Origin of the sequence: Arthrobacter crusticola (assembly GCF_004357995.1) — a bacterium.
In the GTDB taxonomy this organism is placed as follows: domain Bacteria; phylum Actinomycetota; class Actinomycetes; order Actinomycetales; family Micrococcaceae; genus Arthrobacter_D; species Arthrobacter_D crusticola.
Genome location: NZ_SMTK01000001.1, coordinates 221,302 through 234,812, shown reverse-complemented (window position 1 = coordinate 234,812; position 13,511 = coordinate 221,302). Strand labels below are relative to the sequence as shown.

The 13,511-nt window shown below is 68.8% G+C and carries 17 protein-coding genes and 1 riboswitch; of the genes, 10 read left to right on the top strand and 7 right to left on the bottom strand.

All coding sequences use genetic code 11. From position 1 onward, the window contains the following. Positions 1-61: 61 nt before the first annotated feature. The 5 genes from E2F48_RS01050 to E2F48_RS01030 all read right to left on the bottom strand — a co-directional run bounded on the left by E2F48_RS01050 (position 62) and on the right by E2F48_RS01030 (position 3,698). Complete coding sequence (locus tag E2F48_RS01050) at positions 62-943, bottom strand: C40 family peptidase (RefSeq protein WP_133402176.1); 882 nt, start codon at positions 941-943, stop codon at positions 62-64. Positions 944-946: 3 nt separating this feature from the next. Then, positions 947-1,120: riboswitch (cyclic di-AMP (ydaO/yuaA leader) on the bottom strand. Between the two features lie 125 nt (positions 1,121-1,245). Further along, a complete protein-coding gene (mutM, locus tag E2F48_RS01045; RefSeq protein ID WP_133402175.1) occupies positions 1,246-2,217 on the bottom strand; it encodes a bifunctional DNA-formamidopyrimidine glycosylase/DNA-(apurinic or apyrimidinic site) lyase in 972 nt (323 codons plus the stop codon). A 6-nt stretch (positions 2,218-2,223) separates the two neighbouring features. Then, positions 2,224-2,919, bottom strand: coding sequence for a ribonuclease III (gene rnc / locus E2F48_RS01040; RefSeq protein ID WP_133402174.1), 696 nt, complete (start codon positions 2,917-2,919; stop codon positions 2,224-2,226). Positions 2,920-2,925: 6 nt separating this feature from the next. Further along, the gene (rpmF, locus tag E2F48_RS01035; RefSeq protein WP_120165325.1) at positions 2,926-3,129 is read right to left on the bottom strand and encodes a 50S ribosomal protein L32; all 204 of its coding nucleotides are present in this window, start codon (positions 3,127-3,129) and stop codon (positions 2,926-2,928) included. Positions 3,130-3,131: 2 nt separating this feature from the next. After that, positions 3,132-3,698 (bottom strand): YceD family protein, encoded by a 567-nt coding sequence (locus E2F48_RS01030; protein WP_120165324.1) that lies wholly within the window; start codon positions 3,696-3,698, stop codon positions 3,132-3,134. A 184-nt stretch (positions 3,699-3,882) separates the two neighbouring features. On the opposite strand from E2F48_RS01030, the gene E2F48_RS01025 reads away from it, so the two are divergent. The 5 genes from E2F48_RS01025 to E2F48_RS01005 all read left to right on the top strand — a co-directional run bounded on the left by E2F48_RS01025 (position 3,883) and on the right by E2F48_RS01005 (position 7,658). Continuing rightward, positions 3,883-4,476 (top strand): YdcF family protein, encoded by a 594-nt coding sequence (locus tag E2F48_RS01025; RefSeq protein WP_133402173.1) that lies wholly within the window; start codon positions 3,883-3,885, stop codon positions 4,474-4,476. 89 nt (positions 4,477-4,565) lie between these two features. Further along, a complete protein-coding gene (locus E2F48_RS17530) occupies positions 4,566-4,973 on the top strand; it encodes a TOBE domain-containing protein (RefSeq protein ID WP_133402172.1) in 408 nt (135 codons plus the stop codon). Further along, positions 4,970-5,788 carry a molybdate ABC transporter substrate-binding protein gene (gene modA, locus E2F48_RS01015; RefSeq protein ID WP_246018462.1) on the top strand — a complete coding sequence of 273 codons (819 nt, stop codon included), beginning with the start codon at positions 4,970-4,972 and terminating at the stop codon, positions 5,786-5,788. Before E2F48_RS17530 ends, modA begins: the two co-directional genes overlap by 4 nt. Further along, positions 5,785-6,621: an ABC transporter permease gene (locus E2F48_RS01010; protein WP_246018461.1), complete on the top strand. Its 837-nt coding sequence runs from the start codon at positions 5,785-5,787 to the stop codon at positions 6,619-6,621. Before modA ends, E2F48_RS01010 begins: the two co-directional genes overlap by 4 nt. Further along, the gene (locus E2F48_RS01005) at positions 6,621-7,658 is read left to right on the top strand and encodes a sulfate/molybdate ABC transporter ATP-binding protein (RefSeq protein ID WP_133402171.1); all 1,038 of its coding nucleotides are present in this window, start codon (positions 6,621-6,623) and stop codon (positions 7,656-7,658) included. Before E2F48_RS01010 ends, E2F48_RS01005 begins: the two co-directional genes overlap by 1 nt. 58 nt (positions 7,659-7,716) lie before the next feature. Here E2F48_RS01005 and coaD read toward each other — a convergent pair whose 3' ends face one another. Next, complete coding sequence (gene coaD, locus E2F48_RS01000; RefSeq protein ID WP_133402170.1) at positions 7,717-8,196, bottom strand: pantetheine-phosphate adenylyltransferase; 480 nt, start codon at positions 8,194-8,196, stop codon at positions 7,717-7,719. A gap of 70 nt (positions 8,197-8,266) precedes the next feature. Between coaD and E2F48_RS00995 the strand changes: the two genes are divergently transcribed. From E2F48_RS00995 to E2F48_RS00975, 5 genes are all read left to right on the top strand, one after another. Beyond that, a complete protein-coding gene (locus E2F48_RS00995) occupies positions 8,267-9,505 on the top strand; it encodes an aminotransferase class I/II-fold pyridoxal phosphate-dependent enzyme (RefSeq protein ID WP_133402169.1) in 1,239 nt (412 codons plus the stop codon). Further along, positions 9,502-10,296 carry a spermidine synthase gene (locus E2F48_RS00990; protein ID WP_246018460.1) on the top strand — a complete coding sequence of 265 codons (795 nt, stop codon included), beginning with the start codon at positions 9,502-9,504 and terminating at the stop codon, positions 10,294-10,296. The genes E2F48_RS00995 and E2F48_RS00990 overlap by 4 nt, the downstream gene beginning before the upstream one ends. A 226-nt stretch (positions 10,297-10,522) precedes the next feature. Then, positions 10,523-10,786: a hypothetical protein gene (locus E2F48_RS00985; protein WP_133402168.1), complete on the top strand. Its 264-nt coding sequence runs from the start codon at positions 10,523-10,525 to the stop codon at positions 10,784-10,786. 623 nt (positions 10,787-11,409) lie between these two features. Beyond that, positions 11,410-12,024: a hypothetical protein gene (locus E2F48_RS00980; protein WP_133402167.1), complete on the top strand. Its 615-nt coding sequence runs from the start codon at positions 11,410-11,412 to the stop codon at positions 12,022-12,024. 76 nt (positions 12,025-12,100) lie between these two features. Continuing rightward, positions 12,101-12,868: a YcnI family copper-binding membrane protein gene (locus E2F48_RS00975; protein WP_133402166.1), complete on the top strand. Its 768-nt coding sequence runs from the start codon at positions 12,101-12,103 to the stop codon at positions 12,866-12,868. Positions 12,869-12,937: 69 nt separating this feature from the next. On the opposite strand, the gene rsmD is transcribed toward E2F48_RS00975, so the two are convergent. Beyond that, complete coding sequence (gene rsmD, locus E2F48_RS00970) at positions 12,938-13,504, bottom strand: 16S rRNA (guanine(966)-N(2))-methyltransferase RsmD (protein WP_133402165.1); 567 nt, start codon at positions 13,502-13,504, stop codon at positions 12,938-12,940. Positions 13,505-13,511: the final 7 nt, after the last annotated feature.

Genomic DNA, 13,511 nt, shown 5'->3' with positions numbered 1-13,511 from the left:
ACCAGAAGGCCGGTACCCCCTACGGGGCACCGGCCTTCTGCGTGCTGAAAACAGCGGGGTATCAGCCGGCGGTGTAGTAACCGTCGACCGACATGGCGCTCACGTCGTGGACGAGCGTGCCCTGCGAGGGGTTCAGCGCGCTGACCATCTTGCCGTTGCCCAGGTAGATGCCAACGTGGCTTCCACCGTTCTGGCTGACCAGGTCGCCCGGCTGCGGGTTGCCGGTCGGGGTCAGGGCGGCGAACTGCGACCAGGTGGTGCGGGGCAGGTCGATGCCGTGCTGGGCGTAGACCCACTGGACGAAGCTCGAGCAGTCCCACATGCCGAAGCCGGAGCCGCCGTAGACGTAGCCGGAGCCGACGCCCTGGAGAGCGGTGCCAACGATGCCGCTGGTCGATGCGGCGCCGATGACGCGCATCTCGTTGCTCTGGCTGCTGATACCCATCGGGTTGCTGGTGGTCGCAGCGGTCTGGGCCGGCGCTGCCTGCGGAGCAGGAGCGAAGGCCTGGACAGCGGCGGCGGGCTGCGGGGCAGCAGCTACGGCATTGCCGGAGAGGACGATGGTCTGGCCCGGGTAAATAACCGAGTCCCAGCCCATTCCGTTGGCGGCGAAGATGGCGTCAAGGCTGACCCCATACTTGCCTGCGATGGTTCCAAGGGTGTCGCCCGCAACCACGGTGTGCGAGGTTGCGGAGGCAGCGGGAGCAGGAGCTGCCTGGACAGCGGGGGCGCTGACCTGCGACGCGGACGTACTTACCTCAACCTCTCCGGCAGCGTTCGCCGGAAGCGTTGCACCGAGCAGGATGCCCGAGGCTGCGACGACGACGGCTGCCGGACGGCCTGCTACACCTGCAGTTGCGGCGACGGCGCGGGTTGCGGTCTTGAGGGGACTGGTGCGGACCGGGGTCGCCCGGTGGCGCGCGATTGAACGATTCTTGGACATAAAGTTGCCTCTCCCGATGCCTGCGGAGTTAGCTGTCGGGTTCGGATGGGACACCCGGGCGCACCGGACCATCTCCCCAGATGATGTCCGTGCCGCGCCTTAACCCCTAGGACTCTTCACAAAGAGCCCGCTCTCGGTTCCCCCGCCCCTGTCGGAAAAGTTATGCGAACGGTCCTTCTGTCACCGACAGGGTTAGGCAGTCTGACGAAGGGCGCCGGTCCATGATGTCCCGGCGCGGGTCTAACGCTACCTCCGCATCTCGGAATTGTCACATTCAGATCACGGACGGGTAAACGCTGTAACTACCAGCGGGCATTGCGTGGTACGGGCTGGCATCGAGGGCAGCTGTACGAGGAGCGGTTCATGAAGACATCCCTGCGGATCCGGGTATCCCGCCCCTCCGCGGCACACCGCCTGCAGGGCTCGCCGGCGCGGCCGTAAGCGTTGAGGGATCGTTCGAAGTAGCCCGAGGTGCCATTGACGTTCACGTAGAGCGAATCAAAGCTCGTGCCGCCGGCCTCAAGCGCCCGCTCCATCACCGACCGCGCCTCCTCGGTCAGACGGAGCGACTCGGACCGCCGGAGGGTGTCGGTGGGGCGGGCGAAATGCAGGCGCGCAGCCCACAACGCCTCGTCGGCGTAGATGTTGCCGATGCCCGAAATCAGCGACTGGTCCAGCAGAGCGCGCTTAATGCCCGTGCGGCGGGCCCGAAGCCGGGTGTGGAAGGCCTCGAACGAAAAGGCGGGGTCAAGGGGGTCGCGGGCGATATGGGCGGCCTGGCGGGGAATCAGCGGCAGGCCGACCTCTCCCTGGCCGCCCGGGAGCCCGTCCGCAGTCGGTTCGAGGTCCGCAAGGAACATCCCCCCGAAGATCCGCTGGTCGACGAACCTCAGCTCGGAGGGCAGTTCGACGCCGGTTTCGTCGCGCGCAGGCGACAGCGCGAGGCGGATTCGAAGGTGCTTCTCGTCAGGAAGGCCCGGATCCTTCACCAGGAGCTGTCCGCTCATGCCCAGGTGAGCCATGAGCGCCGTGCGGGGCGGCCCGGCGGTGTGGGAATTATCACTTTCTGCGCTCAGCGGCAGCCACAGGAACTTGCCGCGCCGGACGACGTCGGCGATGGTGGCACCCGCGAGCCGCCGCTGCAGGTCGTCGGGGCCCTCGACATGACGGCGTGCGGAGCGCGGGTCGAGGATTTCGGCCGCCTCGATGGTGCGGCCGCCGGTCCAGCGCGCCAGCCCGCGGCGCACCACCTCGACTTCGGGTAGTTCGGGCATCGCGGCCTAGCTGCCGTCGGCGGGCACCGGGCCGCGCAGGATCTTCCAGGACGCGGCGGCGGCGGCCTGTTCGGCTTCCTTCTTTGAGTGTCCGGCGCCGGTGCCGTAGGGCGTTCCGCCGATGACCAGGAGGGCCTCGAAGGAGCGCGCATGGTCGGGGCCGGTGCCTGTCACCTGGTAGTCGATGGCACCGAGACGGCGCGCGGCGGCGGTCTCCTGGATGCGGGTCTTCCAATCGGTGCCCTCGCCGAGGACCTCGGAGTCGCGCAGCAGCGGCCCGATGAGCCGCATCACCATCGCCTGGGCCGTCTCAATTCCGTGGCTGAGGTAGGCGGCGCCGATGACGGCCTCCATAGTGTCGGCCAGGATGGAGGACTTGTCGCGCCCGTTCGTCAGCTTCTCCCCCTGCCCGAGCAGGATGTGCTGGCCGAGGTCGAGGCTGCGGGCCACCCCCGCGAGGGCGCGGGTGCTGACGACAGCGGACCTGCGCTTGGCGAGGTCACCTTCGGAGAGGTCCGGGTTGTCGCGGTAGAGCGCATCCGTCACCGACAGGCCGAGCACCGAGTCGCCGAGGAACTCAAGCCGCTCATTGGTGGGGATACCGCCCTGCTCGTACGCGTACGACCGGTGCGTGAGGGCAAGACGAAGCGTCCCGGCATCGATATCGACACCGAGACGCTTGGTCAGGTCTTCCTTTGACACGCCAGGTTAGACGTCGGCTACCTTGCGGCCCTTGTACTCAAGGAACAGCGGGGTGCCGGCGGAGTCGGTGACAACCTTGGCCTGGTGGGCAAGGCTGTAGGTGACGCGGCCGTTCTCCACGGTCTTGACCAGTTTGGGGGCGGTTGCCTTCCACTGGGACCGGCGTGCGCGTGTATTCGCGCGGGACATTTTCCGCTTGGGAACAGCCACGACTAACTCTCTTCTCTCTCGTCTGACTCTGTACGTGGTGCCGCATCATTCTCAGCGGCAGTGCCGGTCAGCCCGGCAAGGGCCGACCAGCGAGGATCCAAAATTTCGTGATGGTGGTCGGGCTCGTCGTTCAGGCGCGCTCCGCATTCGGAACACAGGCCCTTGCAGTCCTCCCGGCACACCGGCTGGAACGGCAGTGAGGTAACCACCGCGTCCCTCAGCACCGGCTCGAGATCGATCGAATCGTTCTCAACCCGGTGCAGGTCTTCTTCCTCTTCAGCCGGCAGCGACCCGGAGTCACCGTAGTAGAAGAGTTCCTGAATCTCCACACCGCTGGTGTACTCAATGGGGATCAGGCACCGGCCGCATTCGCCCGACACCTCGACGTCCGCGGTTCCCGACACAAGGATTCCTTCGTGAACCGCCTCCAGACGCAAATCGAGTTCCATGTCGGAACCCTCCTGCACGCCGATGAGCGCCACCCCGAAATCCTTGGGTGCGGGTACATGTTCTTCGATTGTCCGCATGCTTCCCGGGCTGCGCCCGAGGTCTTTGACACTGAAGATCAAAGGCGAACTGAGATCGCTTTTAATGGTGACTCCTGTAGAACATATGACCGACGTATCATCTTAGCCTGAGATCTTCCCCCAGCCCAAAACGCCGCCCCGCCCCTCCCGCGGGCGGTTGCCGGGCCGGCCCGCGAATCGGCGGGTCCTCTGCCCCGGGGCGGACCTTTTCGCGTAGGCTCCGACCGTGGAACCCTCAGACCTGCCAGTTCCCCCGGCAAGCCCCCGCCGGCGGTACCCGATTCGCCGGGCCACTATCCCCCTGGTTGGTATTGTCCTTGCCTGGCTGGTGGCGGCCTATCCACTCTTCCACTCCCCGCCGCTGGGTCAGCCCAGCCGGGTGGATGCAGTCATCGTGCTGGCCGGCGCCGCACTCGAACGACTGCCGGAAGGCGAACGGCTTGTGGAGGAAGGCTATGCGCCCCTTTTGGTCCTCTCAAGCACGGGCCTTCCGGGAAATGCCTCTACAGATCAGCTGTGCAGGACCGGCAGTGACGTACCGACCTTATGTTTCTCGCCGGACCCCCTGACGACCCGCGGCGAGGCGCGGGCTATAGCCAGGTTGGCCCGGGATCACGGTTGGGACGAGGTTCTGGTTGTCACCTCCAGATACCACGCGCTGCGGGCTCTCACCCACCTGCAGCAGTGCTCCTCCACGTCCGTCGGCATGGTGGGAACCGTCCCGGATGTCACGGCTGTCCGCTGGATCGGACATGCCGTGGAGGAAACGGTGGGACTTGCGGCCGCATGGATGCGACCCGCCTGCGGGTCGGCCATCTAGGAGCCCGACGCTCTCGAGCCCACGCTGCTCACTAAGACCCCCCCGCCTCCGGGTTCTATTTCCGCAGATAAGCACCTATTCTCGATGACATGCCGCATATACGGGTAAAGGAGGCCGCCCAGTACCTGGCCGTCAGTGACGACACGGTGCGGCGGTGGATTGACGAAGGAACGCTGTCGAGCCGCCGCTCACCCGGCGGAGTCCTCGAGGTCGACGGCGTCGACCTCGCCCGGCTGGCCCAGTCACGTGCCGTCACCCCTGAGGATCCTGCCGGGAACTCAAGCTCCGCCCGGAACCGGTTCGTCGGTCTGGTCACCAAGGTGACCGCCGATACGGTCATGGCCCAGGTCGAACTTCAATGCGGGCCCCACCGGGTGGTGTCCCTGATGAGCGCCGAAGCCGCACGGGACCTCGGCATCGAACCCGGTGCCGTCGCCGTCGCCGTGGTGAAGGCGACGACGGTGATCATCGAAACCCCGCAGGGGCGCCGGCAGTGAGCCCGGCCGCACCCTCCCCGGCCGCCGGCACCAACGGCCGACGGCAGCCGCGGCACCGGCGCGGCGGCCCGATTCTCCTCGCCTGCGCAATGGCCCTTACCGGCTGCGGGGGCGGCGCGGACCCGGCCGGTGGAGACGGGGAGACCATAACCGTCTTTGCGGCGGCCTCGCTGCGGGGGGTCTTCGAATCGCTGGCGGAGGACTACGAAGCCCGGAACCCGGGATCGGAGGTGGTGCTGAACTTCGCGGGCTCCTCCGACCTTGCCACCCAGATCGAGGCCGGCGCACCGGCCGACGTCTTCGCCTCCGCCGACGCACCGACCATGGAGCGGCTCGCCGAGGCGGGACTGATCGACGGTGAGCCCGGAGAGTTTGCACGGAACCGGCTGACTATCGCCGTCCCCCCGGGGAACCCCGCCGGAGTTGAGGGTTTCACTGACCTCGCCGGCGTCCGGCTGGTCGCCTGCGCGCCCCAGGTCCCGTGCGGTGCGGCGGCCACGCGGATCCAGGAGATCACCGGCGTGCGCCTGTCCCCCGTCAGCGAGGAATCCTCGGTCACCGAGGTGCTCGGCAAGGTAATCTCCGGCGAGGCGGACGCCGGCCTTGTCTACGTCACCGACGCCCTCGCCGCGGCAGGGAAGGTCGAAGCGGTGTCCATCCCCGAGGCGGCGGAGGTGCCCAACAGCTACCTGATCGGGGCGGTGGCCCCCGGCGCGCCGGAGGGCGCGCAGGCGTTCATCGACACGGTCACCGGTTCCACCGGGCAGACCCTGCTGAAGGATGCGGGATTCCAGCCACCCGCGGACCGGCCGTGACCGGCACCGCGCCCCTCGCCGCCCCGGACCGGGTGCGGGGACCCCGGGCCGGGTTCTCCGGGCTGCCTCTCTGGCTTTTCGTCGTGGCCGCGCTCGGCGCGCTGTTCATCCTGCTGCCCCTGGCCGCCATCGTCGTCCGGGTGGACTGGACCCGTTTCCCCGAACTGGTCACCTCCGAGTCCTCAATCGCTGCCCTGAAGCTCAGCCTGACCACCTCCGCCGCTGCCACCACGCTCTGCATCCTGGCCGGCACCCCAATGGCGCTGGTCCTGGCCCGCAGCGCCTTTCCCGGTCAGCAGGTGCTGCGCGCGCTCGTGCTGCTGCCCCTCGTCCTGCCTCCCGTGGTTGGCGGCATCGCCCTGCTTTACACCTTCGGACGGCAGGGCCTGTTGGGCGGAACACTGAGCACCCTTGGTGTGGACATCGCGTTCTCGACCACCGCCGTCGTCCTCGCCCAGACCTTCGTCGCACTGCCCTTCCTTGTCCTCAGCCTTGAGGGGGCGCTGCGCAGCGCCGGCGGTAGGTACGAGGCGGTCGCCGCGACGCTCGGCGCGTCACCCACCACGGTGCTGCGCCGGGTCACGATTCCCCTCGTCCTCCCCGGTCTCCTCTCCGGAGCCGTGCTGTCATTCGCCCGGGCGCTTGGGGAGTTCGGGGCGACCCTCACCTTCGCGGGATCACTGCAGGGCGTCACGCGCACCCTGCCGCTGGAGATCTACCTCCAGCGGGAGACCGACCCCGACGCCGCCGTCGCACTCTCCCTCGTGCTGGTGGCCGTTGCCGTCCTCGTCGTCGCCCTGGCCCACCGCTCCTCGGGCTCGGCGGTGCGCTGATGGGGTTCGCCCTGGAGGCCGCGGTCCATGCCCGCCGGTTCGACGTCGCCCTGTCGATGGACGACGGCGAAACCTTAGCCGTGCTGGGAGCGAATGGCGCGGGAAAGTCCACCCTGCTCGCCCTCGCTGCCGGGCTCCTGCGCGCCGACAGCGGCAGCGCGGAACTCGACGGGCGGAACCTTTTCGGCCCGCGCTCCTTCCTCCCGCCCCACCGGCGCGGGGTCTGCCTCCTGCCGCAGGAGCCGCTGCTCTTCCCCCATCTGAGCGTGCTCGACAATGTCGCCTTCGCGCCGCGGAGTGCCGGGGAATCGAGGGCCGCTTCCCGTGCGTCGGCACTTCAGTGGCTCGCCGAGGTCGAGGCCTCCGAACTTGCCGACAAGCGCCCGGGACAGCTCTCGGGAGGCCAGGCACACAGGGTGGCCGTGGCCAGGGCCCTGGCGGCCCGTCCGTCGCTGCTGCTGCTTGACGAACCGCTTGCCGCCATCGACGCCGCCGCCGCCCCCGGGCTGCGGCGGATGCTGCGGCGGGTCCTGGCCGGGCGGAGCGCGGTGATCGTCACCCACGATCTCCTCGATGCGTTGATCCTCGCGGACACCGTCATGGTGCTCCAGGAGGGCAGGGTCGCCGAGGCAGGCAGCACCCAGTCGGTGTTGGAGCGGCCCCGCAGTTCCTTCGCCGCAGGCCTGGCCGGCCTCAATTTCGTTCCGGGCACCTCAGTGCCGTTGGGGCTGGTCGATGCCGCCGGACGCCGGTTGGAGGCGGTCTCCGAGACCCCGCTGCCCGCCGGGGTTCCCGCCGCCGCGGTCTTCAGCCCGCGCGCCGTGTCGGTGTTTCCCGCCGCGCCGGCCGGCAGCCCCCGGAACGTCCTTCGGGTCGCGGTGACGGACCTGGAGCCGCACGGGGAGTTCGTCACGGTGCGGGCGGGGCACCTCAGCGCGGAGATCAGCACCTCCGCCGCAGCCGAACTGGACCTGGTTCCCGGCTCCGAGGTGTGGTTCACCGTCAAGGCGACGGCAGTGACGCTGTTCCCCCTCTAGGAGCCCCGGCGGCCGATCCCGGACCGGGTGCCTCTGCGCGCGTCGTTCCGCGTGCCCGTCAGGAGGCGGCGGGTCGAGCCAGGCGGTCCAGCACGGTACCGGGCACATACGCGGAGATGTCCCCTCCCAGGGCGGCGACCTCCTTCAGCAATGTTGAGGACAGGTGAAGGAAGCTGCTCTCTCCGGGCAGGTAGACGGTTTCAACGCCGGTCAACTGTCGGTTCATCGTCGCCATGGGCAGCTCGTAGTCGAGATCGTGGCTTGAGCGCAGACCCTTGACGATCGCGGCGGCTCCGCGCTCGCGGCAGAACTCCGCCAACAGGCCGTGGCCCATGAACTCGACGGTGACCCCCGGCAGGTGGGCCAGCACCTCGCCCGTGATCTCCAGCCGCTCCTCGAGCGTGAAGCGGTACTTCTTCGCATAGTTCGTCGACACCGCCACCACCACCTCGTCAAAAAGACCGGCGGCACGCGTGATCACCTCCACATGACCGTTGTGGATGGGGTCAAAGGATCCGGGGCAGACGACTCGGCGCATGCTCCTAAACTACCCACCCGGTTCGCTGCCTAGAGCCTCCCGCCACGCTGGAGCGGTAATACTTGTGCCTATGAGGTCATCCTTTCCCTCCCCCGACGGCTCCGCGCAGCAGGCGGCAGAACCCTGGCAGCGGACAGCGCTCGGCGCCAACCTGCTCCGCCCGGACGGCGCGCTGGGTATCACGATCTTCGAGGAGATCACCGCCCTGGCCGCAGCCCACGGGGCGATCAACCTCGGGCAGGGCTTTCCCGATGAGGACGGCCCGCCCGAAATCCTCGAGGCGGCCCGCGCGGCGATCGCCGCCGGCGCCAACCAGTACGCCCCGGGACGCGGCGTGCCCGAACTGCGCGCAGCGGTCGCGTCCCACCAGGAGCGGTTCTATGGGCTGAGGCCCGACCCCGAGACCGGCGTCCTCGTTACCACCGGCGCCACGGAAGCCATTGCGGCTGCCGTCCTCGCCTTCGCCGGACCGGGCGACGAGGTCCTGACCTTCGAACCCTTCTATGACTCCTACGGAGCAGTCATCGGCCTGGCCGGAGCAGACCACATCACTGCGCCGCTGCGGGCCCCGGACTTCCAGCCCGATCTCGAGGCCCTCGAGGCGGCAATGAGCAGCCGGACCCGGATGCTGCTGCTCAACAACCCCCACAACCCCACCGGCTCGGTGTTCACCCGGGAGGCGCTCACCCGGATCATCGAACTGGCCGTGCGGCACGACGTACTGCTGGTGACGGACGAGGTGTATGAACACCTGACCTTCGACGGCGCGCATATTCCGGTGGCGTCCCTGCCGGGGGCAGCCGAGCGGACCCTGACCATCTCATCGGCGGGCAAGACGTTCTCCGTCACCGGCTGGAAGGTCGGCTGGCTGACCGGTCCCGAAGAGCTCGTGGCCCGCGTGCGCACCGTCAAATCCTTCCTGACCTATAGCTCCGGGATGCCGTTCCAGGGCGCCGTCGCCCTGGGGCTGGGCCTGCCCGATGCCTTCTTCACGGGGATCGCCGAGACCCTGCGGCGGAAGAAGGACCAGCTGTCCTCCGGGCTCGCGGCGGCCGGGTTCCGGGTCCACGCCTCGCAGGGCACCTACTTCGTAATCGCCGACTGCGCACCGCTCGGGGTGGTGGATGCGACCGACCTGGCCCGCCGGCTGCCGGCGCTGGTGGGTGTCGCTGCCATTCCCGTACCGGTGTTCTGCCACCCGGAGGGGGCCGAGCGCACACGGTCGCTGCTCCGCTTTGCCTTCTGCAAGACGTCGGAAATCCTTGAAGATGCCGCCGGGCGGCTTGCCTCGCTGCAGGGAAAGCTGTGAGCACCGATGGTTCGGTGCCCACCCGCTGGCTGCGCGGGGTGGGCGCCCACGCGGAAATCGACGAGGATGCGTTCCTCGACGGCGCTTACATCCTGAGCATCGGCGGGGCGCAGCAGTCGCACGTCAACCTCTCCGAGCCCCGCCAGGTGTTCTATGAATACCTCCGCCGGATCGCCAATGTGATCGATGTGGTCCGTCCGCCCGGGGAACCCCTGCGGGTACTCCACCTCGGGGCCGGTGCACTGACCCTCGTGCGCTACGTTCAGGCAACCCGCCCGAGCTCCGAGCAGACCGCGGTGGAGCTTGAGCGTGAACTTCTCGACTTCGTCCTCGAGCACCTTCCCCTGCCCGCGGGGACAAAGTGCCGTTTTCTCCTCGACGACGCCGCAGCGGCGCTCGACGGGTTGCCCACGGCGGGCTTCGATGCCATTGTTCTTGACGTCTTCGCCGGAGCGGATGCCCCCGCCCACCTCACCGAGGCACCGTTCTACCGGCAGCTCCTGAACCTTGCGGCACCCGGCGGCGTCGTCCTGGTCAATGTGGGCGATGATCCGCCGCTCGCCTTCGCCCGGAGGCAGGTGCGCACCCTGGCCGGCGAGGCGCAGGGCACCGCCGCATTGGGCGAAACGGCCATGTTCACCGGCCGCTATCCGGGCAACATCGTCCTCGCCGCGCTTCGAGAGCCCTGGCCCGCGGAGTGGACGGACAAGCTGCTCGCCGCAGGCCCCCACCCCGCCGCTGTGCTAACCGGCCCGGACCTCGACGCCTTCGCCGCGGGGACCGGCGGCTGAGCGCCAGAAGGGCAGTGCTTGCGTGCCCCTCTTGGTTCACGGTGCGCTTCGCCCGGGTCCTTGCGCGTTAATGGCGAGAAGTGTCCCGAGATGGTTTGATGGAGCAAGCGGGCGATCCGCTGCCATCCGAGCCTGACTTCCTCCAACGGAGAATCGGTCGTGATGGATCGTCAATCGGAGCCTCAGGGACGCATGCCCGAAAGCCCGAGTGAAGGAAACCACCTATATGAATGAAGCAAACGCCAATGAGTCAAGCCGGATGGCTCCCGAGGAGAGCTTCCCGGAAGACCTCACCCTTCTCGACAGCAGTGAAGTAGCAGTCCTCAACAGCAGGGTCCACCGCGCTATTGACTCCGAGTACATCGAGTTCGGCCTCCCCGACCCCGAATCGCAGGCCCGTCTGGCCGAGTTGACCGAAGAGCTCGACCGCAGGGACGAAACCGGCGGCAGGACGGCTCGGGCCGCGCAGGACCAGGCCGCCGGAGAATAGCACCACCCGGCACTCCGGGATCGACATCAGGGTCAAGCAGCGGCCCCGATGTCACTACCCGGACAGCATGGACGCACGGTCAGCCGGCTGAAAGCCGGCTGTTTCGCCCTAGCCCATTTCGTCGCAGCCCCTTCAGCCGCAGCAAGGCCCGGCCCCGCTCAGCGGCGTAATCCACCCGCGGCCCCATCACCTCTCAGGTCCCCCCGGTCCTCCAGCAGCCCGCGACGCCCCTCACCGGCCCTTCCAGAGCCGCTGGTACCTCGCTTCCGCCGGCGCCGCCCGCCGGTTCCTTCTCAGCCGACGACTCCAGTTCTTCCACAGCCGCTGATACCTCGCTTCCGCCGGCGCCTCCCTCCGCCGTCGGTCCCGCCTCTGCTGACCTCTTTTCCTCCGAATATCCTCCGCGGTCCCATCCCAGGGCCCGACCACCGCGAATACAGATCGACCTTGTCAGGGGACGGAGAGCGCGCCTTTAAGATGAAGAGGCAGGGTCGGCGGTCCGTCTCCACTCCGCCCGACCCTTAAGAGCCGGCGCACACACGGGCCGGCGACAGGTCAGAACCCATCCGCAGGTGGCACGGCCAGGCAGAACGAGCAGACAGTCCGAGCAAAGGAGGAGGAAAGTGAGCACACCCGCCGGGTTCCGCTTCCTTCGCTCCTCCGTTGTCGCATCGCTCATCCTGTTGTTGAGCACCTCCTCCCACCTGATCGGCGGAGGCACCCTGCCCGAACCCGCCATCCTCCTCCTGCTCGCCGCCCTTGTCCTGGCGGCCGTCACGTCCGTCTCGGGACGCCCCCTGTCCTTCCCCGCGCTGGCCGGTGTGCTGCTCGCGGGCGAACTGGCACTGCATACGGCACTCACCGCCCTGACGGGCGGTTCGGCCTGCGCGGGCGCATCGGCGGCGCAGCACCACGCACCGGCAGCGGTGGATTGTCAGCCGCTGACCGGGCAGCTGACGGAGTCGGCGGAGCCCGGCGGCACTCTGATGCTGGTGGCACACGCCGTTGCGGCGGTGATCCTTGCCCTCCTGATCTCAAAGGGTGAGGCGGCACTCGACCTCCTGGCTGCCTGGCTGCGCCCGCTGGCCGGCATGCTCGAGGCGTCCGCCGTCGTCCCCCCGCTCACACGCGGGAGTGTCTGCGCGCAGCCAGTGCCGCGCCTGCGCCGCCGCGATGCGTCGGTGCCGCCGCTGCGAGGGCCCCCGGCGGCGGCCGCGCTGCCCCTCCTGCCTGCCTGAAGAGCGGTTGGAGCCGCGGCGCCCCGAGCGTCCTCCATCCCCGCCGGACAGACATCCGGCTCCCGAAAGGCACATCATGACAACTTCTACCTTTTTCACGCGCGCACTCTGCACCGGTACGGCCACCGCCGGCCTGATGGCCCTCGGTGCGGGTGCGGCACTGGCCCACGTGTCGGTGGCGCCAACCAACACCACTGAAGGCGGGTACTCCCAGCTGACCTTCAGCGTTCCCAACGAGTCCGAAACCGCCGGAACCAACAAGGTCGAGGTATCGCTTCCGGCCGAGACCCCGTTCACTGCGGTCCGGGTGAAGCCGCTCGAGGGCTGGACGGCCGAAGTGGTGCGGGGTGAGCTTCCCGAGCCGGTCACGGCCGAGGACGGCGTCACCCTCACCGAGGCACCGCTTTCCGTCGTCTGGACCGCGGAAGAGGGGGCGGAGATCTCCCAGAACGAATACCAGACCTTCTCCATCTCCGTCGGGCAGCTTCCGGAGGCGGGGACCGTCGTGAACCTTCCCGCGACGCAGCACTACACCGACGGCTCCATCCGGGCCTGGGACGAGCCGACCGCCGAAGGGGAGGAGGAGCCCGAGAGTCCCGCCCCGGCCTTCACCACGACGGCCGCCGAGGAAGGGTCCGGGCATGGTGCTGCGCACTCTGCCGGAGCCGGCGGCGCATCGGGTGACGATGAGCTCGAGCCTGCGGCCTCGGCCGACCCGGCCGGGTCCTCGGCGGGCTCGGCCGCCGGCTGGGTCGGGCTGGGCGCCGGTCTGCTCGGTCTGGCAGCCGGAGGAACCGCGCTCCTGCGCACCCGCCGGCTGACGGAGGACCGCAGGACGCCGTAGGCGCGCCGGCGTCAAAGCCCGGACCCGCTTCCTGCAGCACCGGAAGGTGCTGCAGGAGGCGCCTCTAACTCAGGCCGGTTCCGCGAACCAGAGGCGTGTTTCGCCGTACTTCTTCTCAGCGAACCGCTCCAGGCCCTCCGGCCACTGCGGTTCCGGGGAGCGGGCGGAGCGTTCCAGCACGACGACGGCGCCCTGCGAAAGGTGCGGCACGAGCGAAGTGAGGATGGCCCCCAGCGGGGCGTCCTGGAGCGGATACGGCGGATCGAGGAATACCAGATCCCAGCTGAGGTCCTCCGCGGCCCGGTCGAGGTAGGTTTCCACCTTTGTCCGGTGCACCCGGGCGGCGGTCCACCCCAGGACACGGTTGACCAGGTCCGCGTTCCGCTGCGCCACCGCGGCGGGCTTTTCCGCGGACTCCACGAGATCCACGGTGGCCGCTCCCCTGCTCGCGCTTTCGACGCCGAGGGAGCCCGACCCCGCGAAGAGGTCGAGCACGTGGGCACCGTGGATGGCGTTGTACGCCTCAAGCCGCGAGAACAGGGCTTCCTTGACCCGGTCCGTGGTGGGCCGGGTCCCGGTTCCCGGCACGCTGGTGAGGGTTGAGCCGCCGGCGGCTCCGGCGATGATGCGCGTCATGCTTTCA

Coding starts and splice junctions, on each gene's coding strand:
- rsmD (WP_133402165.1), bottom strand. CDS start 13,504: ATGACGCGCATCATCGCCGGAGCCGCCGGCGGCTCAACCCTCACCAGC.
- mutM (WP_133402175.1), bottom strand. CDS start 2,217: ATGCCCGAACTACCCGAAGTCGAGGTGGTGCGCCGCGGGCTGGCGCGC.
- E2F48_RS00975 (WP_133402166.1), top strand. CDS start 12,101: ATGACAACTTCTACCTTTTTCACGCGCGCACTCTGCACCGGTACGGCC.
- E2F48_RS00995 (WP_133402169.1), top strand. CDS start 8,267: ATGAGGTCATCCTTTCCCTCCCCCGACGGCTCCGCGCAGCAGGCGGCA.
- E2F48_RS17530 (WP_133402172.1), top strand. CDS start 4,566: ATGCCGCATATACGGGTAAAGGAGGCCGCCCAGTACCTGGCCGTCAGT.
- E2F48_RS01005 (WP_133402171.1), top strand. CDS start 6,621: ATGGGGTTCGCCCTGGAGGCCGCGGTCCATGCCCGCCGGTTCGACGTC.
- E2F48_RS00985 (WP_133402168.1), top strand. CDS start 10,523: ATGAATGAAGCAAACGCCAATGAGTCAAGCCGGATGGCTCCCGAGGAG.
- coaD (WP_133402170.1), bottom strand. CDS start 8,196: ATGCGCCGAGTCGTCTGCCCCGGATCCTTTGACCCCATCCACAACGGT.
- E2F48_RS01050 (WP_133402176.1), bottom strand. CDS start 943: ATGTCCAAGAATCGTTCAATCGCGCGCCACCGGGCGACCCCGGTCCGC.